This window comes from Streptomyces rectiviolaceus, assembly GCF_039533825.1.
Classification (GTDB): Bacteria; Actinomycetota; Actinomycetes; order Streptomycetales; family Streptomycetaceae; genus Streptomyces; species Streptomyces rectiviolaceus.
The window spans coordinates 13,323-38,334 of record NZ_BAAAUG010000013.1 but is presented as its reverse complement, the minus strand read 5'-3'; the positions used below and the strand labels follow the sequence as shown (position 1 = coordinate 38,334).

The following is a 25,012-nucleotide window of genomic DNA, read 5'->3' as shown; positions in this document are numbered from 1 at the left end:
CCGGCGCGAACTGAACGCAGTCCACGAGACACACCCCGAGGTCCAGCGATGGGCCCGACGGCATGGCCGGCCTACTCACCGAGATCTGGGGCATGTACAAGAACCTGGCCGCGAGCGGAGCCACGGAATTCGCCCCTCATGCCCTGGCTGGTTCCCCGTCATCACATCACGAAGTGCCGCTGGAGTGATGCGCCACCTTGGAGCGGGCGATGAGGTGGAAGTGGCGGGCGACGCGCCGGTAGGGGTCGACGCGGCCGACTTCCCACTCTGCCTCCAGCACCCTGTCGAAGTCGTTGCCGACGGGTTCGTCGTCGAGGTGTTCGGTGAACACCCGGACCCCGTACCACTGCACGAGGTCGATGTGGTCTTCAGCGAGAATCCGTAGGATCTCGGTCCGGTCCACGCCGAAGCTGATCGTGCCGATGCTGCTGTACTCCACCGGGCTGTGCAGTGCCTTGAGTGCGCCGTCCCAGTCACGTGCGAGTCCTCGTTGCATGGCCAGGACATCGGCCTGATAGGCGAGGAGGGAGATGAGACCCTCTGGCCGCAGGCACTGCGTGAGCACGTGCAGCAGGGGGGCCGGGTCCTGCAGGTACATCAGGACGCCGTGGCACAGCACCGCGTCCCAGTCGGCACCTACCAGCTGCGGCGCCTGCTCGCCGATGCCCTGGCAGAAGCTGACACTGCCCGGCGAGTTGTCGGCGTGTGGCAGCCAGGCAGTGCGGGCTTTGGCCAGCATGTTCTCGTCGGGATCGAGAACGGTGACGTGGTGGCCACGATGGGCCAGCATCCGGGCCTGCACGCCAGTACCGCCACCGACATCGAGCACACGCTGCGGCGGTGCGACTGGAAGGTGTTCCATCAGCGCTCGGTCCACAAGCTGGTGGCGTACAGCGCCGCGGAGTGTGCTGCTGCGGCGGGCGTACCAGTCGGCAAGTGGTTGACCGTGGTGGGTGGACGTGGTCCAGGAGTTCATCACATGCTCTTCGAGGTCAGAGGGGCGTATGGCGGGGAAGTGTGTCGCTCTTGGGAATCCGGGCACTCAGACTCGGTCTCACCTGCCGTCGATGGCCCCCTTCGGTAACTGGATGTACCTGCCTTCCCCGGAGTTGTACCGCTCGGGCAGGTCCAGCCAGGGCGAGCCGGTGCGGTACTTCCAGAGGGTCGTCTCGGTACACCCGCCGACGCTTACGGCACTGGCCTCCCCGCTTCACCATCTGGGCCGGTAACAGGGGTTCGATTGGCGCCCGTTGGGGATCACTCAGCCACGCATAAGAACAACGATCCGATGATCCGATGGGCACGGCATGAGGCCTGCAAATCAGTAACTCATTGTCTTGATCTCTCGTGGGGGGATGCCGATTGTGCTCGCGGTGTTGTGGGGGTGCTCCAGTGTGGTGAGTTGACGGCCGGCGCGGCCGGCGGGCTCAACGGTGTGCTCCACCTCTTTCAGAAGCCGCAGCGGCAAGCGAAGGAGGGATCACTTCATCGAACAACGCAGAGCCGCACGCAGATCAGCGCGACCGCGCCAGCCGAGATGGGCCATCCCGCATGCGAGACCGCCGTATCCCCGGCGATCCCGAACCTCGCCCCAGCATCCAGTCCCTGGGGCACTACATCCCTGATCACGGGCACGCCTCCCGTCACCACGCGGCGACAAACGTCTCCTGCACTTCAGGGAGGGGACTTGAGAGAGGCGGGATGTGACATCCAAGGACAGGAAAATGTTCGAGGCAACCTCGCTGAGCGCGCCTGCTGTCCGAACCGACAGGCAAACGCTGCCGCTTGAAGTGAACGAGGCCATCGGGGCTACTGTCGGGCCCCGCATGAATGGACGCATGAACCGTGGTGGTCGTCCCAGCCGCTCGGGTCTCCGGCCAGGGCTTCCCTCGCGGTGATCATCGTGCGCCAGATAGGGACCAGGGACCGGCAACCGCCACGACGATCAGGAAGGCGTGATGGTGGAGCAGCACGACAAGCAGGCGCCCGTCTCGGACTCTGCGTCCGCACCTCGGGGCCGACGAAACTACGCCAGCTGCCTGGCCACGATGGTCGTGGTCATAGCGTTCCTCACCGTTCCTGCTTTCGGTAAGGAACTGTGGGGCCGGGACGTCTGGCGCTGGGCTGGCGCCTCATGGCCTGGCGGTGTCTACAGCCTCGCTGTGACGCTCGGGCTGGCCGTCCCCTGCCTGCTCTTGCTGGTGTTCGCCGCTCTGACCTCGGTGAACTGGCAGCGCTTCAAGGCCCGGTCTTGTGCCTGGACGGCAACAGCGTGCTTCGGCCTCATCGCTCTCCTGGCGATGGGCGGGGCGGTTGCGGAGACCTGGCCCTTTGGCGGCGGCCGCAGGGGCTCGCCGGGTGGCACCGAGACCTCACGGCACTACCCGGCCCTCTGGGCCGCCGGCGGCGGTGCCACCCTCCTTGGCTTCCTCGTACTGGCCGTGGTGATCCGCAGGCGTGAGAAGCAGCGCCTGTCCCGCAGTTGATCACACCGCTGCTGTTTCGATCACGAGGCTTGGCGGTCAGTGCCACGTAGCCCTCCGTCGACGCAGGGCTCGAGGAGGGGCTCGGCGATCCAGGCGGTGGTCGGCCCGACCACCGCGTCGCGGGTGTGTTGTGACCGCTTCGTGATGGTGGTCGGGGCGCAGTGGTCGACAGACCGGTCGGGGTCGACGGGTGCGCTCAATACATGGATCACGCACACCCCTGTCCCCTCAACACGTCGTGGCGCGACGCTGCATCGGCAACCTCCGTCGACCGCTGCTGCGCACGCGCGCTGGCCGCTTGGGCCGGAGTGCGGCGATGACCGGGTACGGCGCCGGTATCCGGCGCGGCGAGATGGCGGGCGATCGTTTCACACAGATCGCCAACGCTCTGTTTAGGTCGGTGATGCGGGTCGTGCTGCAGCGCAGTTTCCGCAGCAGACGCCATCCCTTGAGGGGCCATCGCCTGTTCTCCGACGCAGCGGGTTTTGGCGTGAGCGTTATTCGCCCGCCGCTGCCTGGGCCGCAGGCGCCTGCCGCGGAAGGGAACGCGTACAGGGCGGCGGAAGCCCTGATAGCCCCGATCCGCGAAGCAGGTGATGTCCGCGTTGGTCAGTGCGTCGAGAATGCCGTGGGTGCGGGCGGCGGTCAGGTCGTGCGTCGAGCCGGGCAGTTCTCAGAGGGCGTTAAGTCCGTTTCTGGTAGCGGCCTCGTAGATTCTGTGTGGCTGGATGGTGGTGCACCGTATGCCCGGGGCGGCGATCTTGCAGATCACTCCCAAGACAAACGCGGCCGGCGGGGCTGCGGTAGGGCTCATCCTGCTGGGGCCGCTGGGCGCCCTGCTCGGCGCAGCGAACTCGTCCTCCAATCAGTCGGCCACCGGATACAAGTGTGGGTCGACGGGACGGGCAGGATCTTCGCATCAGCCGGCTAATAGGGCTTCTCTTTCGGATCACTCTCACAAGCGTGCGATAGCTCACCCTCGACTTGCCGCCATCACCCGGACCACGCGCGCCGCCCGCGTTCCACTCCGGCTCGAACACGGCCGCACTGCCTGAACGAAGATCAGGAACCGTCACCTGACGTTATCGAGAGGGGGGGGCAAGGATCACATCCTCTGCCCTGGACCATAGTTATTCCGGTCCTGTCCCACTACTCGTCTGTTCCGCGCCCCTTGCCCAACAGCGGGGTGCGGAAGGAGGCCACCAGTCCCGCACCGAAGAACACGGTGGCGCACCCTCCGGCGAACGGCGCTGTCCCTTCGTGCAGCGGCCAGGCCCACCAGGCTGATTGGCTCCCACCCCCGCCGCCGAGCGACACCACGGCGAACGGCAGGAAGGTGATCAGCGCGATGGACAGCCTCGGGGTGGACAGCCAGCGGAGCACCAGGGCACAGCCCAGATATCCGGCAGTGTTCCGGGCGACAGCGACACCGTCGGGCACGAACGCCGATGCCAGGAGCAGCACCGCCACCGGCGCCGTCATGAAGCAGGCGTCCAGCCATCGCACGGGCCGCACCGCAACGGATTCCGGGGCGTCATCGGCCCGCGCCCGCCCGTACAGAATGAGCAGCACGGGCAGCAGCGGTACGAGGTAGCGGAAAGGCAGCCCGCTCGTCAGCGAGCCCGCCACGGAGGGTACGGGCACCTCGGACTTGGGCACGAGAGCGGCCACACCCACGACCACCACCATAGCGCCGATGAGCGCAGGGGCGCAGCGGACCCGCAGCCACCAGATCACCTGGTACCACCCTTGTAAGTCGTGGTGGTCAACTGGGGCTTGAGGTCACAGCGGGTCAGCGTAGAGCGGTTGTTGCTGTACCACTGAGTCTGGTCAGTTGCGGGAAGCTTTCGTACGTCTTGGACAAGGGACATCATCTTGCCCCCGTCATCGATCCGGTCCGCAACGTCTTCGGCGTTGCCTCCTGCGGTCAGCTCAAGCCACATTGCCACCGGAGCGTAGGCTTCCTCTCCCGGCCACGTGTGCCGTTCGGAACACACCGGAACCGGGTCCGGCAATATGCCGCTCACCAACGACATGACCACGTCCGCCCGCGTCGGGTCGGAGAAGGTGGGCGTGTACGTCTTCGGCAGCTTGACCCCCGCCTCCTTGAGGCGGACGGCGGCGTTTTCGACCCAGGGGCGGAACTTCTCGGTGTCCTGGCTCTGCTCTGGCCAGAGACATACCCGTATAGGCGCCCCGGCACAACTGAGCGTGCTGGTGTCCCGGGCCTTGGTGGGGTCGTACTCCAGGGGCATCACCATGGGCACGGCGACTGCGATGGCCACGGTCACCGGCAGCATCGCCGTGAGCCGGACGACGTGGGCGCGGGCCACCATCACGATCAGCGCTGCCAGGAGAAGCCCAGCGGCCACCAGCCCTGGGGCGATCAGCGCGCGGGCATCGAGGGTCCGCTCGTAAGCCCACCCCTCGTTGAGGTTCGTACCGTTGAGCTGGCGAAGCCAAAGCGGCTCCATGCTCACGGGGTAGCTCAGCCATAGGAAGGCCGCCACCGCGACCACGGGTACCGTAAGCATCCATGGCAGCAGCCACCCCACGGCGTAGCCCGCCAGTGTGTATGTGGTCACCAGAAGGCCCAGCAGCGCCAGCACCCGCAGGTCCGGCCCGCCTGGCCCTCCCATGGCCCGTTCAGCGACGCACGCGAGCGCCACCATGACGCACAGGAGCCCGGCTCCCCACACCGTGCGGAGCTGGGACAGCGCTACGACGAGAGGCGAGCGTGCGGCGGCCCCCCTGTCAATCAGCCCTGAACGCCGGATTCGGACGGCCTCCCAGGCCCCGGTCGCAGCGCAAAGGGTGAGCGGGACGATGCCCACGACGGCGATGTGCGCCGTGGCAGCTTCCCAGTATCCCTCCGGGGCAGAGACGAGAGCGTCAGGCTGACGGGCGTAGAACCACATCCATGCGCAGGCAGGGAGTAGCCCCCACACCGCACCGGAGGTGCGCAGCAGTGCGCGCCAGGGCATGGTCAGACCTCCCCGCGCACGTAACCGGCGTACGCCGCTTCGGCGAGCCGTCCGGGAGCGGCGTTCGCAGGCGCGGTGGCGAGGAACGCGGAGACCGGCCCCTGGAAGGGCACCACGCCCTGGTCCAGAATGACCACCGCGTCGAAGATCTCCGCCAAGTCCTCGGTCTGGTGCGTGGATACGACGAAGCTTGTGGTCTGTGCGAGTTCGCCGATGAGGTCGCGGAATACCCCACGCTGGTGTGGGTCGAGACCAGCTGTGGGCTCATCCATCAGGACAACGCGCGCACCGTGCACCAGAGTCTGTGCGATACCGAGCCTCCTGAGCTGCCCCCCGGACAGCTGCCGTCCGGTCCGTTCCCCGAGGCCGCCGAGGCCGACGCGGTCGAGCGCGGGCGCGGCGGCATCCCAGGCTGCCCGCCTCGACATGCCCTTGAGCCACCCGGCGTATGCGACCTGCTCCCGCAGCTTCAGCCCGGCCACCGGCCTCACTTGCTGAGGTAGCCAGCCGACCCGCCTTCGGTACTTCTTACGGGACTTGGCGGAGTCAGGAATCAGCCCGTGCAGGCTGACCTGTCCTGAGACGGGATTTATCGCCGTGGCGGCGATACCGAGAAGGGTCGATTTGCCTGCCCCGTTGGGGCCGAGCAGCACAGTGCAGCCTCGCTCGAAGGCGAGTGACAGATTGTCCAGTACGTGGACACCCCGCCGGTACCCGAAGGTGCAGCGGGATACTTCCAGAATCATGGGGCCTCGTGGAGCAGGGCCGAGGCCGCTCGCCATGGAGCGGCCTCGGCTGATGGGTCGGCGGTCGGCTCAGCGCTCTGCGACCGTTACCAGGAGATTTTCACCGTCTTGACGGAGACCACGTATCCGGTGGAGTGGTACTTGAAGTAGAAATCACCAGCAGTCTTCGTCTGACCCCAGTTGCTGATGTTGCACGTGTTGGACTTCTTGCCGTAGCCGGGGTCCGTCGCCAACGACTTAACCCGGTAGAGAGTCAGAGGAGCCGAGAACCCGCTGGCCCTGTCGCTGTGGCAGCCCTTGAACTGGACCTTGGTGCTGCTTCGGTCCTTCTGGCTGTCGTGCCAGCGGTTGGACTCGTTGTCGGCCTTCCAGCTCTTGATGTATGAGGTCCTACTTCCTTCGGCATGAGCGGGTACGCTGCCCGCAAGAGTGGCAGCCACGGCTACGGCCGCGATTGCGCTGAGGCGCTGCTTCAAGCGTCCGGAAAACTTCGTCACCGTTAATTCTTCTCTCTTCGTGATGAGCGGTGGTGGAGCGGTGGCGCCGTGATGCCTCACGGCACACCACATCGGTGATGCCCGGCCTGCAGCCACCCCAAATGGCCCAGACCGGGCATCACTATTGATCATTTCCTTATGAACTGCAACCGCACCCAATCGGACTTACTGGACCGAAGCGATAGGGTTCCCGCTCGTTGATCCCAACGCAGGTGAACTAGCGGGAAACACGCGGCAGTTGCCGCCATCGACACAAGAGGCTCTGCGAAGCGGGGCGGTGACTGCGCCGGCGGCGGACCGGGATCGTGAGGACGTAGCGGCGCTGTTCACACTGGGTGTAGCTCTTCCTGAGTGACGGAGATATCAAGCCGCGAGCGTGTATCCGTCCTGGTCAGGGCTCGGATAGACGCGGTGATGCTCACGGGCCAGGTGATAGCGCCAGTACGCTGGGAAGTCGCCGTTGCTGATGCGTGCCCGAAGCTTGAGGACTGTCGGCGACGGCTGAAAAGAGGACCAGTAGCGACGCTTGAAAGTTGACCCCCTCCAGAGGTCTGGCTCGTTGAGTCAGAGGTCGTTAAGTCCGATCTTCCTCGGTTCGTGATCGCTCGATCGTGGGACTGATCCCTCATCTCGACCACCTGGTCGGCATGTCCATGCTGGGATGCGCGGCGTGAAGAGAGAGCCGTATCCGAGCGACTTAGCGGACGAGCAATGGGCGTTGATCGAGCCGATGATTACGGCCTGGAAGCAGGACCGGGTGGCGCGGTCGACGAGCGGGGACCCCGGTTCCTGTGAGCTGCGGGAGGTCGTGAACGCGATCTTCTATCAGAACCGGACAGGGTGTCAGTGGCGCTATCTGCCCCATGACTTTCCGGCCTGGTCGGCGGTCTTCTACTACTTCGGGCTGTGGCGCGAGGGCGGGCTGGACCAGCGGATTCAGGAACTCCTGCGCTGCCAAGTACGGGAGAGAGCCCGGCGATTAGAGGACCCGTCCCTCGTGATCATCGACACCCAGTCCGTCCGCGCGGCGGCCGGTGTCCCGAAGACCACGACGGGACTGGATGCGAACAAGAAGGTGTCGGGCCGCAAGCGGGGACTGGCTGTCGACGTTCTGGGGCTGATCATCGGCGTCGTGGTGCTGGCCGCATCCACCCACGACAACGCCGCCGGCACCGTCCTGCTCGACCAGGCAGCGACGCGGTGCGGCAATCGGCTGGAGAAGGCCCTGGTGGACCAGGGTTTCAAGGACGAAGTCCTCATCCACGGCGCCCTGGCCGGCATCGACGTCGAAGTCGTCCGCCGCAACCCCGAAGTCCAGGGCAAAGGCTTCGTCCCGCAGCCGAAAAGGTGGATCGTGGAGCAGGTCAACGGCACGTTGATGTTGCACCGCCGCCTGGCCCGCGAATACGACCACCGCCCCGACACCTCCGCCTCACGCGTCTACTGGGCCTCCATCGCGAACATGACCCGCCGCCTCACGACGCCCACCCCCGCCTGGCGCGACACCCTTGAGCTGGCCGCATGAACATCACCGAGCTTCTGGCAGACCTACAGAGCCAGCACGACGGGACCGCGGTTCGAGCTGGTGAATTACGCAACCAGATCGCGCACTTGACCGCTGCACTGGCCGAGACCGAGGCGAGGCTCGCGGACCTGGCCACCACCCGGAAAGTCATCGTCGAACTCGCACCGGCTCACGACGACCCCGAACCGCCCGAGACGAACAGCGTCTACCAGGCCATCGTGAACGCGTTCAACCAGCACCCCGACCAGGAGTTCCGAGCCCGTGAGTTGCACGAACTCCTCGGCATGCCCACCGACGAGGCATCGGTCAACGTCACCCGCGCTCGGCTCGGACGCCTCACCCGTCAAGGCTTCCTCACCCAACCCGGACGAGGCCGCTACCAGAAACGGACTTGACGCCCTCTCAGTACGGTTTAAACGCCCCTTGGTGTGCGCTTTGTAGGAGTGCACGGCCTTGAACTCAACGACAGCCTTTGGGGGTTGCACATTCTTCAGCCGGCGCCTTGGCCGTCAGGAGCTTCGTGTGCTTGTCTACCCCTGCCCCAAGTAGCCGGGAGTGACATCGCGGGATCGGTAGCAGGGGGTGGAAGCCGGCCGGGGGAAGGCTCAGAGGGTCTTGCGGTACAGGGAGAGTCTGCGGCCCCCGGCCGGTCCGTGGGCGAAGCCCATGTACAGCCCGCCGTTGCGGCCCGCCCTGACGGCAAGACCCTCGGGCTCGCGCCTGCCGAGTCCCGGGTCCGTCCGGTCGAGCCTCTCGCTCACGTACCGGCCGTCCGGCATGCCGATGCGGAACAGCCGGGTGTTGCCGCCCCCCTCCCGTGGATTGCCCGGGCCGTACGCGCTGCCCAGGAGCTGGTAGGCGTAGGCGCCGTGGAGGGCCATGCCCTGGAAGGGAAGGCCGCTTTCCGCACCGGGCTGCGGGAAGTCGGCAAGCGGGCGGAAGTCACGGGCGGTGAACCGGTCGAGGTCGTACAGCGCGTAGCGGGGCAGGCCGGACCGTCGGTAGCGCAGTAGCAGGTGCCCGTGGGCCGTGTCGAGAGCAGCGTTGTTGTTGATGCTGCCGGGCTGGGGCCGGAAGGTGTCCAGGCCGGCGCTGTTGCCGGTGAGCACCTTGCCCGCCGTGTAGCGGAACCGGCACACTCCGCGCCCGTAGCCGGAGGACGGTTTGGCATCCCACTCCGTCCACAGCGCCGTCCCGCCTGACGGCGCTCGCTCGACAGCGACCGTGGTGCCGTGCCCAAAGCCCTTCAGGTACATGTGGTCCAGCCGCGTGCCGTCCATGGCGAGCCTGTTGAGACACAGGTCGCCGCTGCGTACGCGCTCATCGTGAGAGTACGTGCGGGACTCGCCCGGAAGCCGTCTGCCGGACGGGATCACCTGGAGCGCGTAGATGAGCCGGTTGCGCTCGTCGAAGGCGAAGGACTGCAGCACGGTGCTGTGGTGCAGCCTGACGCCCCGCAACCAGACCTTGCCCGGCTCCGACCACCTCAGCTCTGCCTGCCGCTGCGGCACCGCGCCCGCCGCCGCGAACGCCTGCCCGCCGGCCAGAGCCACACCCACGCCCGCCGCCCCGAGGCCCAGCACAGACCTCCGGGTGGGATAGCGGACTCGACCTGTCTCCGTCATACATGCCACCTGTCCGTTGTCCGCTTGTCATCACTCGACGATCGAAGAGGTCAATCCGAACACCGGACGGGCACCTGCCCTTGCCTTCCCATGCCGCACGGCTGGAGAAGTTCATGCGTACGGCGGCGCTGTACGGACTCGGCGTCGCGGCCGTCAGGGCGGCGCGGGGCGTTGTCAACTCATGGGATTGACACGGTCGTTAAGGGGTGATGGGGCGCGGTTGCCCTCGACTAAGCCGTCCTGAACCTGCGCCTTCCCCGCTCAGCCGTCCCCCGAGAGGAATTACACCCCACTGGCAAGCGGGCGACGGGACGCGCTGACACGTCCGGCCACGCGATGGCTGAGCGCCGCGGCGTGCGGCGTGCTGGGACTCAGCCCCACGAGGTCACTTGCAGGTGGGCACCGTGCCGTGGGCCTTGACGTAGCGGGCGGTGACCCAGCCCTTGGGCGTCTTGACCTGGTACCAGGTGCGGTTGCCGCCGACCGGCTGCCCGGCCTTCTTGCAGATCAGGTCGATGGTCTGCCGACTGCGGTAGGCCCCGGTGACCGCCGAGCCGGAGGTCGGCTGCTTGCGCACGTTGAGCCCGATCTTCGAGGTGACGGTGCCCTTGACCACCTTCGGCGCCGGCTTGGGCGGCGCAAGAATAGTGAGCCTGGCCTTCGCCACCCACTTGCCGCAGCCGACACCCCCCACCGTGACCTGGTGGAAGCCAGGGGCGGCCTTCGCCTTCACCCCTGCCCGACCCGAGTACACCGGCGGGTTCCCCTTCTTCGCCAGCGCCACCGTCCTGACGAAGGCATCGGACCTGGCCTGTACCGAACGACACGTCTTCGGGGCGCCTACGACCTTCACCGTGACCGCACTCTTCTGCTTGGCCGTAGCAGGGGTGAGCGTGACCCTCGGCGCCGCTTGCGATGCACCAGATGCCGGCGCCGGCTGAGCATCCGCCTGCGCGAAGCCCGCCATCGCTACCGATGCCAGCGCCACCGACGCGCACCCAGTCACTGCTCTGCGAACCATCATTTCGTCTCTTCTCCTCGTGACGGTTCCGGACCCCTCGAAGAGAACCGGAAGCTCTGCGCTGGAGGAAACCGTAGGCTCGGCGCCCTAAATGTCCAGTTGTTCGTGCCGGGACACGCACCCGATCAGCAGAATGCCGGAGCGATTTTGCCGGGCCGTGAACTGCACAGGGTGAGATCTGCCGGGCGATGTCGGCGGCCGCACCCGGCCTTCGGCGCCAGGTGAGTCAGACGCGGCGTCAGGCCAGGATCTCGGCGTCGACCTTGACGACCCGCGCGGGACCCGCGCGGAACGCCGGGCTGGCCGCGTCGGCCTCGATCATGTGCGGGATGCGCTGCCGGATGGGCGCGAGCGCATCTGCCGCCTGACCGGCCCCCGGCGGCCAGGCGTCAGCCGAGGACTGTGCCTGTGGATGCGGTCGGCCGGCGTCGGCGTGAGAACGCACCGAGGTCGATGGTCTGGCCGGTGTGTTCGCAGGTGTGCGTGAGCGCACTGCGGTCGTGGTCGTGCCCGCCTTCGACACCATGGATCAGGGTGGTCATGAGGCGGCCCACCAGCGGGGCGTTCTTGAACTGATTGCCGCTGGTGCCGATGGCCACGTAGAAGCCGGCAAGTTCGGTTCGGTCGTATACGGGGGTCCAGTCGTCGGTCACGTCGTATACGCCTGCCACACCCCGGGGCTTGTTGGGAACGCGCAGGCCGGGCAGTCGGCGAGCCGCCCGCGTCACCTGCGTCCTGAACTGCGACACGGTCGGAAGGGGGCTCCCGTCGTCCGGATCGTCGAGCCATTCCAGCGGGTCGCACTCGGGTTCCGTGCCGCCGACGAGCAGGAACTCCCTGCCCTCGGGCCGTATATATGTGCCGAGGTCCATATCGGCCAGCACCGGTGCCTGACGGTCGCCGCCGGCGTCGTAGTAGCCGGCGGGGGCCGCTACGTGGTGCACCTCCTGGCGAAGCGGCCGCAGACCGATGGTGAAGTCGCCGCCCACCTCGGCGAGCCGGTTCAACTGTCCCGACCATGGGCCGGCCGCGTTGACGACCACCCCGGCGGACAGTTCGGTTCCCTCATCGAGGCGCACCCCGCGCACGCGTCCCCCGCGCCGCATCACCGCGGTGACCTCGGTCTTCCAGCGGAAGGCGGCTCCGTGCCGCTGAGCGGCCGCAGCAAGGTTGCGCGCGGCCAGTTGCGGGTCGTCGACAAAGCCTCCGTCGGGTGTGTGGAGAGCACCGAGCCGAGTGGACGCGTCGGCGAAGAACTCGTCGTCATCCACGGGGCGGGGCGGGGAATATCGGCCGGTGTCCACGGCGGGCAACCGCTCGGACAGCTCCTGTGCATCCCATTTCTCGTACGGGACACCGACCTTGTCGAAGTGGCGCGTGAACAGGCTGCAGGGTGCGAAGTCCACGTCCAGCAGCGTGACGCCGCAGCGGTTGAACGCTGCGAGGGGTTCACCGGCGGGTGCTTGGAGATGGTCGCGCCATGCTTCCCAGCAGTGACGGGACTCCCACGCAGCATTGACGCCCGCGATCGTGGGATACGTGAAGCGGACCACGGCGCTCGAGGCGCTGGTGGAGCCGTTGCCTGCGCCGCCGAACTTGTCGACCACGACCACCCGCAGGCCACTCCGCGCCAGTTCGAGAGCGATGGAGGATCCGATGACCCCGGCCCCGACGACGACTACTTCTGTGCTCTCAGTCACGTTCCAACTCACCTTCTTCTTGCCGGACCAGACGGTTCCTGCGGCGGCTCGGCGGCTCGGCGGCTCGGCGGGTCGCCGCTCCGCCGTTGTCCGCACCGTACGCAGGTAAGAGGCCATGTTCCGGCGACTGTTGTCGCCGCTTTCCGTCGCCGTACCCCACCGTTGTCGCGCATGGGCGCCGATGCTCAGCTGTGAGGGCCGAAGGCCCCTCAACGTTCCGGACGTGATCGTGGAGCGGGTCGGCCCTCGCTCATGCGCAAGATCAAGGTGACCGCGTCCTCCGAGCGGGTTCCGGGAGTGAGGACTTCCTGCAGGAGGAGGCCGCGAATCGCGGCAATGGTGACAGTGGCCACCTCCCGCGCTTCCTTCGCCTCGAGCCCTTCGCGTTCCGCGAGTGAGGACAGCATCACGGTCAGGTCGTCGATCGACTCCACGAACTCACGGAAGTCCTCGGGGGCGTACGCGGCCAGTCCGACGACGTAGAAGAAGCCACGGACACGCGACAGCTGCTCCGGCCGGGTGTAAGTACGCCAGATCGCCGCGACGAAATCGTCGAAGGTGCCCTGCTGGGCGGCCTCCAGAAGTGCCTCGTTGTCGCGGGATCGCTGGGCCGTGAGCATGGCGGCCAAGACGCCCGGGAGCGACCCGAAGTGGTAGCGCAACAGGGCGTGGCTGGTCTCGGTCCGGGCGGCGATCTCACGGAGCGACATCTCCGGCGGGGGAAGGGCCTCACCGAAGGCGTCGAGAAGCCGTGCCAGGAGTCGTTCGCGCGCGCTGCCGTTGCGTTGCGAGGTTGACAGGATCACTCCCGCAGTTTATCCATTGGAAAAGAAGGTGCGCAACGACGGAGGATCGACGATGGGACCTGATCATGTGGTCGGCGCGACGGTCATCGACGGATCGGGGCGCGACCCCGGCAACCTCGGCCTCACGATCGAGAACGGCCGCATCACCCGACTCGGCGCCCCCAGCGCGCACGGCGAGCGTCTCGATGCCGAGGGATTGACGATGACGCCCGGCCTGATCGACGCTCACGTCCACCTGGGCCTGTCGAGCCCGATCCAGTCGCACTTCTCGTTTCAGATCAGCGCCGCCGAGATCGCGGCGGACATCTTCGCCACGGCCGGCGCGATGCTCGACGCCGGCTTCACCACGGTTCGCGACACCGGCGGGATCGACGGCGGTGTCGTCACCGCCATCGCGAAGGGCAAGGTCAGAGGGCCTCGCGTCCTGTCGTGCGGACCTGTTCAGTGCCAGATCGGCGGGCACGGCTACTACGGAGCCGAATGGGAACCCACCGAGCTGTGGAGCAGCCACCACATCCCGGGCCTGTGCGCCCTGTCGATGATGGCGGGCAATGCGGACGAGCTGCGGCACAACGTCCGCGAAGCCTTCCGTCGCGGAGCCTCTTTCCTGAAGCTCTGCGTGACCGGGGGAGTGGTAGGCGGACATGATCGACTGACCGACACCCAGTTCACCGTCGAAGAGATCGCTGTCGCAGTTCAAGAAGCCGCGGCGCGGAACAGCTATGTGACAGTCCACGCCCACAACAACGAGGGCATACGCAATGCGGTCGAGGCCGGGGTGCGCTGTGTCGAGCACGGCACCAGCCTCGACGAATCCACAGCGGCCCTGATGGCCGCTCGCGAGGTTGCCCTCGTGCCCACGTTCGCCGTCGTCGAGCAACTGCTGCACGACACCGCCGGAGCCGGTCTCGCCGAGTCGACCCGCGACCGGGCCCAGGGCGCACGCGAGCAGATGACGCATGCACTCGCAGTCGCCAAGCGCGCCGGAGTACGGATCGGGCTGGGTTCCGATCTCATCGGTCCGGCCCAGGACCGTCGCGGCAAAGAACTCAGCCTGCGCGCAGCCCTCGAGACGCCGATGGAAGCGGTCGTGGCGGCGACCCGGACCAACGCCGAGATCCTCGGCCTGTCCGGGCAGGTGGGTGTCATCGCTCCCGGCGCGCAGGCAGACCTCGTTCTGTGGAACGGCAATCCGCTGGAAGACCCGGAACTGTTCTCCGACCCCACCAACGCCGTCCTGGTCATCCAGGCCGGCCAGATCATAAAGGACCTCAGATGAGCACCATGTGGCAGGGCTGCCTCCCCCACACCGACTACTTCGAGATGCGCTCCAGCGGTGGGCACGACTACGGCGTCTGGGTCACCACGCCACCGCGCTACGACCCGGCCACAGCGCAAGCGCCTGTCGTGTACGTGCTCGACGGCAACTGGGCCGTGGGCATGACCGCTCCACTCATCGTCACGCAACTGGACCCCATGCAGTCGGTTCAGCCCTACGTGCAAGTCAGCGTGGGGTACGCGGGCGAGGAAGCCGAGCACTGGGAGCGGTTGCGCAACCGCGACCTCGTGCCCCCCGGTGAACCCATCGCGAAGGAGTTCATCGATGCGGTGGAGATGGGGGTCGATACGGGCACGATGACGCGCGCGCAAGCCGACGCCTACCTCGCTGAATTGAGCGACAGCCGCGGGGACATGTTCCTGAACTTCCTTACCGACGACCTGCACCCGCGGATCGAACGCGACTACGGCACGGCGCCGAGCGGTCATGGCCTCTTTGGCTATTCCTACGGCGGACTCTTCAGTCTCTACGCCTGGCTCACCAAGAGCACCTTCTTCGAGAGCATCGGCGCGGGCAGCCCCGGCATCGTCAATGCGGACAGTCAGGTCTTCGCTCGGCTGGAAGCAATGGGTGACACCCTGCCCGACACCAAGCTGCACGTGACCTTCAACGAGCAGGAGATCCTCGGAGACCTGGCGGTCTACCAGAACCTCACGAAGAACACGGCCACGTTCCTTCACCGCCTCACCTCACGCGGCGGATCCGTCACCAGCGCACTCATGCACGAGACGCACGTGACCGGGCTGCAGGCATCGTTCCTCAGCTACCTCAGGACCTGCCGCGCCCAGTGAGCCTGGACGCCGCAGCTCTCCTTCCGTCCCACGTGAGTCGACTTCTCTGGAGGTGTACGGGTGGCCGAGCGTGACATCGTCAGCACGCCCCCTGCCGTGGGTATCGCCGAAGCACTCAGGCGACGGCTGCCCGCCGGCCGGGTCGTGACTGATCCGGACATCATCGCCGGCCTCTCCCACGACCAGGCGATGTGGGCGCCTGTTGGCCAAGCGGTGGCCGTCGTACGCGCCAAGAGCACCGACGAGGTCCAGACCGTGGTGCGTGCGTGCCTGGAGCAAGGAGTCCCGTTGGTTGCACGCGGCGCCGGTACGGGATTGTCGGGGGGGCGCCAATGCCGTCGAAGGAAGCGTGATCCTCGCGCTGGACGGCATGGATCGGGTGCTGGAGGTCGACGAGCTGGAGCGCCTCGCCGTCGTACAGCCCGGTGTGGTCAACGACGACCTCCGCGCCCACGTAGCGGCGCTCGGCCTGTGGTACCCGCCCGATCCCGCCAGTTCGCCCTGGTCGACCATAGGAGGAAATGTCGCGACGAACGCCGGCGGAGTGTGTTGCCTCAAGTACGGCGTCACCCGCGACTATGTCCTCGGTCTGGAGGTCGTGACCGGCACGGGCGAGGTGGTCCGGCTCGGGCGCCGTACGTCAAAGGGGGTCGCCGGCTACGACCTTGTGGGCCTCATGGTGGGCGCCGAGGGCACTCTCGGTGTCCTCACCGAGATCACGGTCCGGCTGCGACGCCTGCCTCCGGTCGGCGTGACCGCCATCGGCTACTTCAACAGCGTCGGGCAGGCCGGTGACGCGGTGCGTGCGACGGCTGCCGCGGGGCTGCGGCCGGCCGCGCTGGAACTCGTCGACCGGCACTGTCTGCGCGCGGTCGACGCCTGGAAGAACATGGGACTCTCCGCTGAGGCGGACGTGGTCCTCCTGGCCCGCTTCGACGATGACGGCCGCGCCGCCGAGGAAGGCGCCCGCCGGATGGTCGACTGCTTCCGCGGCGCCGGCTCGACTTGGGCGGACCGGTCGGAGACAGAGGAAGAGGCCGAGATGCTCTTCGCGGCCCGCCGGCTGGCGTTTCCCGCGCTTGAGCGGCTGGGGCCGGTCCTCACGGAGGACGTCTGTGTGCCCATCGGGGCGGTGGCGGAGATGCTGGCGCGCATCGACCGGACCGCGGAGAGGCACCGGATCACCATCGCCAACATCGCGCACGTCGGCGACGGCAACCTGCATCCGCTGCTTGTGACGGAACACGGTGACGCGGCGGCTCAGGTCCGGGCCCGCGCGGCGTTCGACGACATCATCGCGGACGCCCTTGAACTGGGTGGCACGGTGACTGGTGAGCACGGTGTGGGACTGCTCAAGCGGCCCGGTCTCTCCCGTGAACTCGGCCCAGCCGTCCTGCAGATGCATCGCGCGGTGAAGCATGCTCTCGACCCGGCCGGGATTCTCAACCCCGGCAAAGTTTTCGGACCTGCATGATCCCTTGGCCAATTACGGGCTCCAGCTTCAGGGCCGTCGCATGGGGCCAATCTGCGTCGGCGGTCAGTGGGAATCCCCCAGCGGCGGCCACTTGGCGGGGAGCTACCTGGACGCCGGTGGTCACTCTGCGTTCCCGGATGGTTCGTCGTTCTTGATCGGTCCCGGCGGCAGCTAGGGCCTGGCTCCGGTGGGCGCCTGGATGGGGTTGTTGCACATGCCGTAGCGGCATGTGGTGGGGTCGGGGCACCACAGCACGAAAGGCTCTGTCTGCGATGTACCCCTCCCTCACGCCTCCCAGGCAGGTCAAGATCGGTGATGCCGCTGCGTTCGCCGGGATCACCCCACGCGCCATCCGCCACTACCACGAGATCGGTCTGCTGCCGGAACCCGAGCGCGGCGGGGACGGCCGCCGCCGCTACGGCTATGACGACATGATCCGCCTGCTGTGGATCCGCAAGATGGCTGATGCCGGTATCAGCCTGGACGACATGCGGGCCGCCTTCGGCGAAGCCCGGGACGAAGCTGGAGACGAAGCCCTGGACCAAGCCCCGGATATCGAGTCGGTCCTGAGCAGGCTTGAGGAAACCTTGGCGGTGCAGGAGGCCGCCATCAAACGTCGGCGCGCGGCTGTCCAGCGCCTGCAGGCGGTGGGCAGCCCGCTGGGGCTGCTCTCCGAACTGGTCACGGACCGGCTCAGCCACCTGCCCCCGGGCGCGTTGCGCCCCTACGATCTGGACGCCCTGCTACTCACGGAACGGATCTTCGGGCCGCTGGGCGCCGCCATCCAGGCCGGCACATTCATCGTGCTGGCCACCCACCCCGACCTGCGGGCCGAGGAGGACCGTCTTGAGGCGGCCGAAGCCGCCCTCGACGACGGTGTCGAACCCGACGACCCGCGCGTCGAAGAGCTCGCCGTACAGCGATGCGCTCACCAAGTGGCCCTGAATCAGGCCATCGAGGCAGCTGGTCTCGACGCGGCCGAGGAGAAGATCTTCGAGATCTACGACGCCGATCTGAAAGGGGAGGAGGGCACAGAGTTGAGTGCCGCCGCAGCGATCACCAAGATGCCTTACGACTTCTCTCCTGCCCGGATGCGCTGCGTGGAACTCGCCGGACGGCTCTTCGGCGAGGCCCTTGCCGACGCCCACTCCGCGGACAGCTGATCGCCTGTGCCTGGCACTGACGTGGCCCGACAACCGGTCGCGTCCATCTGCATGTGACCGGTCGGGTCAGACGTCGAGCCCGGGCGTAACCAAGAGTGACATCACAACTGGCCGTACGTGGGGATTCCGAACTGGCCGCTGGCACCAGTCTGCGGTTGCAAAGCCAGCACCTCCCGATCGCCATGTCGACGCCGACCACCGCCCTGTGGTCGCGAAGGCGCCTCGGGCACCACCCGCTGGAACGTTCCTCCAACACATCCGGCACCAGCCGCCACACGATCGCCGCCACGACCGACAGACCGGCGATCCAATGGAGATGACGTCTCAGGCCGACTCGCGCACCACCAGACGCGGCGCGAAGAGCACGTTCGGCTCCGGAACAGCGTCCTGCCGCAGCCGGGCCAGGAGTAGGAGCGCAGCCTCGCGCCCATGTCGCCGAGGGGCCGGTGGATCGATGTGAGCGGAGGGTCGGCGGCAGCGGAGACGCAGGTGTCGTCGAAGCCCACGACAGCGACATCGTCCGGAACGGCGCGGCCTGACTCCACGGGGGCGCAGGCGAAAGGTCTTCGACGGTCACGCCGAGGGTGTTGACGTCGCTCGTCTCTCCGGGGTCTGCACTCGTCGTGGCGTGGCCCTGCAGGCAGGCTGTGACGGCCAACGAGCGGGTGCCGGAGCCAAGTTGCCCGCCCAGGACCCGGGCGTGGCCCGGAAATCGTCCAACGAAAGCTAGGCCGGTGGACGCGCCGCGCGAGTGCCTGTGTGGCTAGGTGCCTGACAGGCAAGAACAAGGGCGGGCGGGCACCCCTCGTCCGCCATCGCGCACGCACTCTGAAAGCCATGCACTCTTCGGCGGGACCGGCCGCCCTGCTGGCAGCGACCACCGACGCGCTCGAGGCCCTTTCGGTGAGCGGCCTGCCCCCACGGTGTCATGAGAGGGATGGGACTTCGGCAGTCAGGACAGAATCCGTCTCCGACCCGTGCAGTGACCAGCTGGACCTGGAATGTCAGGTCGTCACACCGGCGCAGCCCGCAGGTTCCTCGGTACAGCAACGCCTGCTTGTCGTCGCCCAACCTGCGGACATGGTCGGCGCGGCGCAACCAGCCGACGTACTCCAACTCGTTCCCACAGGTCCGTGCGCTGGTGCAGATGCATGCCGCGCAGCAGCCCGTGGAGTCCCCAGCGGGCGCCGGTGATGGAACCGGTATCCGATCGCCGACCGGCTCGACATCGCCGGCGCATGGCGGGCCGAGGACGCTCGAAGAGGCCGACGACGGGCAAAGTCACCGCGGCCGAGGGGGGCAGGCCTCATGCCGCCAGGGGAGGTGGTCGCAGCCCTACCACGTCAGGCGCCCTCCGAGGATGAACTACAGTCCTGTTGGAATTCCAGGCGCGACGCGACTGCTGAGCGGAGCCCCTCGCCGGATCCAGCGGCGCTGGACACCACCGCTCACGCCGCCGCCCGGACGCCGCCGATTTCACCCGGCCGTACCACCGATGGGAAGCAGGGCGCATGACCGTCAGTCTCACCATGTACGACACCCCGCGACCCCGCAGGAGCGCGCAAGCCACCGGGCTCCTGGTGCCGCCTCTGCATCCCGTCCACATCGCGGGTCCGGGAGTACAGCCCCATGTCCTGGCGCACGTGGAGCGCGAACTTCCGCCCGGCGGCATCCCCGCGTACCGCGGCGACCGCAAGAGGGGGACCCGATCCTTCCTCCTGTGGGCCGACGATGGACGTGCGCAGAAGCTGGCCCGGCTGGTCACGCAGTCCAACGAGGGGCACCGTGTGACCTATCAGGTACTTGACGCCTACGGGCAGATCATCGGCACCATTACGCGGCGGAAGGCGTTCAGGGGCGGCGGGTTGCGTGTCCGCTGGACGGTGTCGCAGGCCGGTGTGCCGGACGCCGTGGGCTACAAGGGACGGCTGTTCTGGTGGGCCTTCTGCTGGCTGCTGTCTCCTCTGCTTCCTTTCGCCCTCGTTGCCGCCGTGCTGGATAACGGCGACCTCCCGCGCGCGCCACGGCGCGTGAGATGGCGTGCGGACGGCCAGATAGCTATGGAGCACAAACCGTCGTCCAACGCGGTACTGCTCCGTGGCCCAGGCCTTGATCCCCGGGTCGGCGCCGCGCTCGCGGCGCTGCTGACGTCATTCAGGGGCTGGTATCGGACGTCATGGGACGACCAGAAGGAATAACTGGGTGTTTTGATTCCGGCTTGCTGGCATTAATCGGCTTTGGGTGCGGCTCTGCTGACTGAGCGTTTGGTCCGTTGATTGGTGTTTGGTCCCGCGTCAGGTCCCTCGCCAGTTCAGGGTGGTTTCGCCGGTGAGTCTGCGAGACATGAGGTCGATCATCGCGAGGTGGATCATTGCCTCGGAGCGGTGCGGGTGTCGCTCGTAGTCGCGGGCGAGTCTGCGGTGGTGCATGAGCCGGCCGATGCTGCGCTCGATGGTCCACCGTCTTGGAATGATTTTGAATCCTTTGGTGCCGGGGGCGCGCTGGACGGGGTGGACGTCTATGCCGAGGCGGGCGCCGTGGTTGATGGCGGTGGTGCGGTAGCCGGCGTCGACCCACGCCTTGGTCACGCGGGGCTGGGCGGCGGCGATGCGGGACAGCAGGGTCACGCCGGCCGCGGTGTCGGAGATGCTGGCGGCGGTGACCAGGACGGTCAGCAGCAGGCCGAGGGTGTCGCAGCCCAGGTGGCGCTTGCGGCCGATGATCCGTTGTAGCCGTAGACCGTGGCCCAGGGCGGGAAGTCGTGGGGCAGGTAGCGCCAGGGGATCCCGGTGCGGTCTACAGCCCCGGCCATAGCCGTCCGCCACCGCCGCGGCCCGCCCGCTCCCTCTGAAGGATCTTGGAGCCTCGCCGTTCGGTTCCTTGTCGCCTTCGAGTGGCCTTGGGTGATTTCTACTGGGCGCCCAGTCGCTTGTTCATCGCGTCGAGTGTCGGCCAGGGAGGTCCGTCGTGCAGTGCGCGCAGGAACGCTTCTCTGTTGAGCCTCCCGTTCGGAAACTCGTCGCCCAGCTCCCAACGCCAGGCTGCGACCATCGCGAGGACGAGCTGGCGGCACTCGTCCAGCAGCCCTTGGTCGAGGTTCGGATAGTGCCCGCAGACCATCTCGGGAGCATGGGCGAGGTCGAACTCGACGGGTCCACGGCAGCACGTCTCAAAGTCGATGAACAACGGGCCGTTTGCCGTGCTAAGCACATTGCCTGGATGCGGCTCGCCGTGGAGCAGTTGCTCCACGGCGCCGCGCTCCTCGATCGCCTTGCGCAGGCTTGCGAGTCTGCTGCTGAGGAAGACGCGCTCTGTGTCGGCGAGTTCCGGCGAACGTTCCGGGTCGGCAACGACGTCTTCTGCCTCCGTGATGCGGCTGGTGAACCGTTGGCTGGGCACCTCGGCCTCGCGCATGCCGGCGTGCAGCCGCTCCAGCGCCTTGGCGTAGCCGACTGGTGAGAGGTGAGGTGTCACGGGCTCGTAGTAGGTCCACAGCGTCACGGCGAAGCCATCGCGGGTGTACACGACCGGGTCCGCCCGGGGCTCCAGGGGACACACCGGGCTTCCGACCTCGGTGAGCCGCCGAGCGAGCTCGACTTCGAACTGTGCAACCTCTTGTCCCACAGGGGCGACCCGGGCAAAAACGTCGCATGGCGTCAGCCGCAGGGCCAGCTTGTTCGAGTTGTGGAGCACGACTGCGTCGCTGACGGGCAGGCCGAGCGATACGGCGACCGCAGTCGCAGCCGCCTTCGCACGCGTAACGTTGGACATCTCCATTCCCAGATCCTGGCGTACCGGCCGCCGGCAGTCTCGTCGATTTCTGCGTCAGGCGCGGATCGGCCTGCGCGGCGGCCGCACACGTTCCGGTGACATCCACAGTGACATCGCGTCACATACCGCTCTCTCAGAGCCAGCGGTCGAGAATCTCGGCCCAGATGAACCCGTGCTAACCGACCATGATCAATCTCAGCGCCAACCGCTGTACCGATGTTCCCCGAGGCCGAACTAAGCTTGTTCTTTATCTACCAAGATCTTCCTGGCCTGCCGATGGTTTTGAGGGTCTCGGGGCGTTTGACGGTTTTGCCGACGTCGTAGCGGGCGGCGGGATGCCGGTTTTTTGAACCGAGGGGACGTCCGGGCCCGGTTCCGGTCGGTTGTGGAAAACGGGCCGGGGCAGAGCAAGTAGGGGCGGATGTTCCTGAACCCCCGGCGGACCCGGGCTGGGGTGAGGCGGAGCTGGGTGTGCGCGACGGCCAGCAGCGAGGTCCAGCGGTCCGCCGCCTCGGGAGTACGGATCTTCGGTGTGGTCCAGCCGAGCGTCTGCTTTCCGAACCGGAAAGTGTGCTCCAGATCGAACCTTCTGAAGAACACCTGCCACCACAAGTCCACGTCCGCCGGGGCGGCGCCGGTCTTCGAGGACCACAACCACACCGGCGGGGCCTCGCGGTCTTTCGACAGGTACTCGACCTTGAGGCGGACCAGGGCGCCTTCGACGATGGGGAGTTCGCCGTCGTGCTCCAGCCAGGCCGAGCGGTGGGTCAGCCGCGGGTGGACCCGGTCCCACGCCCGGGCTTCGGCCTTGCCGTAGTTCACCGTGTCGGTGGCCGTGGTGAGAGCGGGTTCGGGCCAGGTATCGGGCTTGGCGAAGCGGAACTCGGAGCCGTGCTTGGGCGGTCGGCCGCCCTTGGAATCGTAGATGCGGGGCGGCTTGGGCAGACGCAACACCCGGTCGCTGCGGATGCGCCCGACCAGTTCAACGGGCAGATCGCGCAAGTCCCAGGCCAGCCGGGTGACGTCGTAGCCAGCGTCCATGACGATCGTGATGTCTGGGTCTGCGGGCGTCCATTGGCCAGCCGCTACAAGCCGCTCGACCACGGCCCGCAGCTGGTCGGCGGTGACCGCGGTCGGGTCGTCTTCGGGACCGAGCCGAACAACGTCAAGGATTCCAGTCCATGAGGTGGCGCCGGGCTCCAGCGCGGTGACGAACGAGTACGGCCAGCCCGGGATGAACTGCGACGCGGACTTCGCCAGCCCGTAGACATGACAGAAGAGCCGCTCCGCCGAGCACGGGGCGCCCGAACGCAACCACGGTGGCACGTCGCCGCCAGCACCAGGCGCCCGCCCTCGAAACGGGGCAACGGCAGCCCGGCCAGCACGGTACGCAACCGCTCGACGTCGATTCGGCCGTGGTTGAGAGCTCCGTACAACGCGCCGTGCCCACGCCGATGTTCGGGCACCAGCGTCAGATCCACTGGCGAGACCACCGGCCCGTCGACGCACAGCACCGCGTCAGCCAGTTCGAACAGTTCGTCCCGACGGGCGGTCAGACACGCGTAGAACTCTCTGCGGAATCCTGAGGCGTTCGCGAACGCCTCCACCGGACAGCATCAGCCAGCAGACGTACCATCCATCACCATTGAACTGCGCAAGGTTTCCTCAAGTTCGGACTTGTTCGAAGTGCGAGACTGAACTCAGGTCTCGGACGGCGGGAGTTCCTGCGCATCCAGCAGCCCTCGAACAGTGCCGAGTGCGCTCTTCGGCAACTTGGTGAGCTGATCAACGATGACGCTGCATCCCACCCAGGTGGCCCCACATTCCTCGGCCATGCTCCTGACTGCCGCAGCCTGGTTTCCGGTCTCGATCCAGTCATCGATCAAGAGGACCCGGTCCGCCGGCCCCAGCGCGGACCGTTGGAGGCGCAGCGTGTGTCGAATGCGCCGGTAATCGGGAGCCGACTGGCGCACCACTTTGTCGCCCGGGAAGAGGCCTTCACCCTTCCGAACAGGAACGAATCCGAAGCCGAGCTCGACCGCTGCGGCACCGCCCAGGAGGAATCCCCGCGACTCGATCCCGCAGACTGCTGTGACCCTCTCGTCCCGGAACGGTTCCACCAGACCTGCGACCACTGCGGCCAGCGCCTTGGCGTCCCGGAAGATCGCCCACACATCGGCGTGCCCGCCGACCCATCGGAAGTGTTCCAGCGTCAGATCACGTGCGGTCGTAGGCATGAGCGGGAGTCTCCCGATCGCCGGACTGCCCAGCAACCCAATATCGACCGGCCGCGCTCGGTACTGGCCCGCACCCCTAGATAAAGAACAAGCTTAGCGTGCGTCACGGCGTTCACTGGTCCAGCGCGGCTTGAAGATTGCGGGCAGCACCGCGGGTGCGGGTAGTCCCACAGCGCTCCGTAACCGAGGGATCCGACGCTTTGCCCGTCTGCCGCTGGGTCTGACCACACCGCTAACTTGTGAGCGTGAATGCCACCGATGATCGACCGTTTCCGGCCGCGCTTGCCGCGTCGATGGCCATACCGTTCGACTACGCCGCCGGTGCCGGGGTCGAGTTCGAGCCCTTCACGGCTTTCCTGTCCGCCGAGGAGACCACCGACTGGTTCCGTGCCTGGACCGGCAACGGTGAACCACATGGAGTCGACCTTTTGCCGTTCGGCCAGGACGGCTCGGGCGGATACGCCGCTTTCTGGCTGGTCCGCCCCGGACTGCCCGCGTCCGGCCAACCCGTCGTCTTCCTCGGGTCCGAAGGGGAGACCGGTGTCGTGGCTCGTGACCTGGGCGCCTTTCTGTGGCTGCTGGCCGGCGGGCTTCGGTCCTCTGGAGGCAGCCACCTCCTGTCAGCCGGGCTGGAGTCCGCGCCCCAACCAGCAGATGACAGCCGTTGCGGAGCCCTTCGCGCCGGACCTGCGCCAGTCGGCCACCACCGTGATCGAGCAAGCCGCCGCGGAATTCCCCGACTTCGACGACATCATCGTGGGGCTCTGCCGCTGACTTCCAGCGCGATGAGACGTTCCAGCTGGCTGCTCTTGTCAGATCGGCAGCATCGCCGCCGCCGAACCTGATG

Annotated in this window: 20 protein-coding genes and 5 pseudogenes; 9 read left to right on the top strand and 16 right to left on the bottom strand. The window is 67.2% G+C overall.

The genetic code is table 11. The annotated features are described in order from the left end of the window. Positions 1 to 166: 166 nt before the first annotated feature. Positions 167 to 877, bottom strand: a complete 711-nt coding sequence (locus tag ABD378_RS02890; RefSeq protein WP_344518701.1) for a class I SAM-dependent methyltransferase — start codon at positions 875 to 877, stop codon at positions 167 to 169. A gap of 1,081 nt (positions 878 to 1,958) precedes the next feature. Between ABD378_RS02890 and ABD378_RS02885 the strand changes: the two genes are divergently transcribed. Next, positions 1,959 to 2,486 carry a hypothetical protein gene (locus tag ABD378_RS02885; protein WP_344518700.1) on the top strand — a complete coding sequence of 176 codons (528 nt, stop codon included), beginning with the start codon at positions 1,959 to 1,961 and terminating at the stop codon, positions 2,484 to 2,486. Between the two features lie 381 nt (positions 2,487 to 2,867). Here ABD378_RS02885 and ABD378_RS02880 read toward each other — a convergent pair. From ABD378_RS02880 to ABD378_RS02860, 5 genes and pseudogenes are all read right to left on the bottom strand, one after another. Next, positions 2,868 to 3,156: pseudogene (locus tag ABD378_RS02880) on the bottom strand (transposase family protein); the annotation flags it as partial. Positions 3,157 to 3,635: 479 nt separating this feature from the next. Continuing rightward, complete coding sequence (locus ABD378_RS02875; RefSeq protein WP_344518699.1) at positions 3,636 to 4,163, bottom strand: hypothetical protein; 528 nt, start codon at positions 4,161 to 4,163, stop codon at positions 3,636 to 3,638. A 56-nt stretch (positions 4,164 to 4,219) separates the two neighbouring features. Beyond that, positions 4,220 to 5,470 carry a DUF7224 domain-containing protein gene (locus ABD378_RS02870; RefSeq protein WP_344518698.1) on the bottom strand — a complete coding sequence of 417 codons (1,251 nt, stop codon included), beginning with the start codon at positions 5,468 to 5,470 and terminating at the stop codon, positions 4,220 to 4,222. A gap of 2 nt (positions 5,471 to 5,472) precedes the next feature. Further along, complete coding sequence (locus ABD378_RS02865) at positions 5,473 to 6,216, bottom strand: ATP-binding cassette domain-containing protein (protein ID WP_344518696.1); 744 nt, start codon at positions 6,214 to 6,216, stop codon at positions 5,473 to 5,475. A gap of 86 nt (positions 6,217 to 6,302) precedes the next feature. Next, positions 6,303 to 6,713, bottom strand: a complete 411-nt coding sequence (locus ABD378_RS02860) for a hypothetical protein (RefSeq protein WP_344518695.1) — start codon at positions 6,711 to 6,713, stop codon at positions 6,303 to 6,305. A 661-nt stretch (positions 6,714 to 7,374) separates the two neighbouring features. Between ABD378_RS02860 and ABD378_RS02855 the strand changes: the two genes are divergently transcribed. Together ABD378_RS02855 and ABD378_RS02850 are read left to right on the top strand one after the other, a co-directional pair. Further along, positions 7,375 to 8,238, top strand: a complete 864-nt coding sequence (locus tag ABD378_RS02855; RefSeq protein WP_344518694.1) for an IS5 family transposase — start codon at positions 7,375 to 7,377, stop codon at positions 8,236 to 8,238. Beyond that, on the top strand, positions 8,235 to 8,633 hold the full coding sequence (locus tag ABD378_RS02850) for a hypothetical protein (RefSeq protein ID WP_344518693.1): 399 nt from the start codon (positions 8,235 to 8,237) through the stop codon (positions 8,631 to 8,633). The genes ABD378_RS02855 and ABD378_RS02850 overlap by 4 nt, the downstream gene beginning before the upstream one ends. Positions 8,634 to 8,843: 210 nt before the next feature. Here the strand turns inward: ABD378_RS02850 and ABD378_RS02845 are convergent, their stop codons facing one another. The 5 genes from ABD378_RS02845 to ABD378_RS02825 form a co-directional block, all read right to left on the bottom strand. Further along, positions 8,844 to 9,863 (bottom strand): phage baseplate protein, encoded by a 1,020-nt coding sequence (locus ABD378_RS02845; protein WP_344518692.1) that lies wholly within the window; start codon positions 9,861 to 9,863, stop codon positions 8,844 to 8,846. Between the two features lie 385 nt (positions 9,864 to 10,248). Beyond that, positions 10,249 to 10,647, bottom strand: a complete 399-nt coding sequence (locus ABD378_RS02840; protein WP_344518690.1) for an SH3 domain-containing protein — start codon at positions 10,645 to 10,647, stop codon at positions 10,249 to 10,251. A 475-nt stretch (positions 10,648 to 11,122) separates the two neighbouring features. Further along, positions 11,123 to 11,329, bottom strand: coding sequence for a hypothetical protein (locus ABD378_RS02835; protein WP_344518689.1), 207 nt, complete (start codon positions 11,327 to 11,329; stop codon positions 11,123 to 11,125). Beyond that, a complete protein-coding gene (locus ABD378_RS02830) occupies positions 11,274 to 12,584 on the bottom strand; it encodes an NAD(P)/FAD-dependent oxidoreductase (protein ID WP_344518688.1) in 1,311 nt (436 codons plus the stop codon). Before ABD378_RS02830 ends, ABD378_RS02835 begins: the two co-directional genes overlap by 56 nt. A gap of 209 nt (positions 12,585 to 12,793) precedes the next feature. After that, a complete protein-coding gene (locus tag ABD378_RS02825) occupies positions 12,794 to 13,390 on the bottom strand; it encodes a TetR/AcrR family transcriptional regulator (protein WP_344518687.1) in 597 nt (198 codons plus the stop codon). 67 nt (positions 13,391 to 13,457) lie between these two features. Between ABD378_RS02825 and ABD378_RS02820 the strand changes: the two genes are divergently transcribed. The 4 genes and pseudogenes from ABD378_RS02820 to ABD378_RS02805 all read left to right on the top strand — a co-directional run bounded on the left by ABD378_RS02820 (position 13,458) and on the right by ABD378_RS02805 (position 18,157). Next, a complete protein-coding gene (locus ABD378_RS02820; RefSeq protein ID WP_344518686.1) occupies positions 13,458 to 14,669 on the top strand; it encodes a metal-dependent hydrolase family protein in 1,212 nt (403 codons plus the stop codon). Next, positions 14,666 to 15,520, top strand: coding sequence for an alpha/beta hydrolase (locus ABD378_RS02815; protein WP_344518685.1), 855 nt, complete (start codon positions 14,666 to 14,668; stop codon positions 15,518 to 15,520). Before ABD378_RS02820 ends, ABD378_RS02815 begins: the two co-directional genes overlap by 4 nt. 102 nt (positions 15,521 to 15,622) lie before the next feature. Further along, positions 15,623 to 16,994: pseudogene (locus tag ABD378_RS02810) on the top strand (FAD-binding oxidoreductase). Positions 16,995 to 17,266: 272 nt separating this feature from the next. Beyond that, positions 17,267 to 18,157, top strand: coding sequence for a MerR family transcriptional regulator (locus tag ABD378_RS02805; protein ID WP_344518684.1), 891 nt, complete (start codon positions 17,267 to 17,269; stop codon positions 18,155 to 18,157). A 101-nt stretch (positions 18,158 to 18,258) separates the two neighbouring features. On the opposite strand, the gene ABD378_RS44105 is transcribed toward ABD378_RS02805, so the two are convergent. Continuing rightward, entirely contained in the window at positions 18,259 to 18,996 is a 738-nt protein-coding gene (locus ABD378_RS44105) for a substrate-binding domain-containing protein (RefSeq protein ID WP_386542733.1), read from the bottom strand. A gap of 672 nt (positions 18,997 to 19,668) precedes the next feature. Between ABD378_RS44105 and ABD378_RS02790 the strand changes: the two genes are divergently transcribed. Further along, entirely contained in the window at positions 19,669 to 20,355 is a 687-nt protein-coding gene (locus ABD378_RS02790; RefSeq protein WP_344518683.1) for a hypothetical protein, read from the top strand. 96 nt (positions 20,356 to 20,451) lie between these two features. On the opposite strand, the pseudogene ABD378_RS02785 reads toward ABD378_RS02790, so the two are convergent. The 4 genes and pseudogenes from ABD378_RS02785 to ABD378_RS02770 form a co-directional block, all read right to left on the bottom strand. Then, a pseudogene (locus tag ABD378_RS02785) lies at positions 20,452 to 20,957 on the bottom strand (transposase); the annotation flags it as partial. A gap of 110 nt (positions 20,958 to 21,067) precedes the next feature. Then, positions 21,068 to 21,934 (bottom strand): phosphotransferase, encoded by an 867-nt coding sequence (locus ABD378_RS02780; protein WP_344518682.1) that lies wholly within the window; start codon positions 21,932 to 21,934, stop codon positions 21,068 to 21,070. A 245-nt stretch (positions 21,935 to 22,179) separates the two neighbouring features. Next, positions 22,180 to 23,535: pseudogene (locus ABD378_RS02775) on the bottom strand (NF041680 family putative transposase). A gap of 93 nt (positions 23,536 to 23,628) precedes the next feature. Continuing rightward, entirely contained in the window at positions 23,629 to 24,165 is a 537-nt protein-coding gene (locus tag ABD378_RS02770; RefSeq protein WP_344518681.1) for a phosphoribosyltransferase, read from the bottom strand. Between the two features lie 293 nt (positions 24,166 to 24,458). Here ABD378_RS02770 and ABD378_RS02765 point away from each other — a divergent pair. Then, positions 24,459 to 24,939 (top strand): annotated as a pseudogene (locus tag ABD378_RS02765) (SMI1/KNR4 family protein). Positions 24,940 to 25,012 lie beyond the last annotated feature (73 nt).

Coding starts and splice junctions, on each gene's coding strand:
- ABD378_RS02885 (WP_344518700.1), top strand. CDS start 1,959: ATGGTGGAGCAGCACGACAAGCAGGCGCCCGTCTCGGACTCTGCGTCC.
- ABD378_RS02870 (WP_344518698.1), bottom strand. CDS start 5,470: ATGCCCTGGCGCGCACTGCTGCGCACCTCCGGTGCGGTGTGGGGGCTA.
- ABD378_RS02865 (WP_344518696.1), bottom strand. CDS start 6,216: ATGATTCTGGAAGTATCCCGCTGCACCTTCGGGTACCGGCGGGGTGTC.
- ABD378_RS02855 (WP_344518694.1), top strand. CDS start 7,375: ATGCGCGGCGTGAAGAGAGAGCCGTATCCGAGCGACTTAGCGGACGAG.
- ABD378_RS02850 (WP_344518693.1), top strand. CDS start 8,235: ATGAACATCACCGAGCTTCTGGCAGACCTACAGAGCCAGCACGACGGG.
- ABD378_RS02845 (WP_344518692.1), bottom strand. CDS start 9,863: ATGACGGAGACAGGTCGAGTCCGCTATCCCACCCGGAGGTCTGTGCTG.
- ABD378_RS02815 (WP_344518685.1), top strand. CDS start 14,666: ATGAGCACCATGTGGCAGGGCTGCCTCCCCCACACCGACTACTTCGAG.
- ABD378_RS02805 (WP_344518684.1), top strand. CDS start 17,267: ATGTACCCCTCCCTCACGCCTCCCAGGCAGGTCAAGATCGGTGATGCC.
- ABD378_RS44105 (WP_386542733.1), bottom strand. CDS start 18,996: ATGGCTTTCAGAGTGCGTGCGCGATGGCGGACGAGGGGTGCCCGCCCG.
- ABD378_RS02790 (WP_344518683.1), top strand. CDS start 19,669: ATGACCGTCAGTCTCACCATGTACGACACCCCGCGACCCCGCAGGAGC.
- ABD378_RS02780 (WP_344518682.1), bottom strand. CDS start 21,934: ATGGAGATGTCCAACGTTACGCGTGCGAAGGCGGCTGCGACTGCGGTC.
- ABD378_RS02770 (WP_344518681.1), bottom strand. CDS start 24,165: ATGCCTACGACCGCACGTGATCTGACGCTGGAACACTTCCGATGGGTC.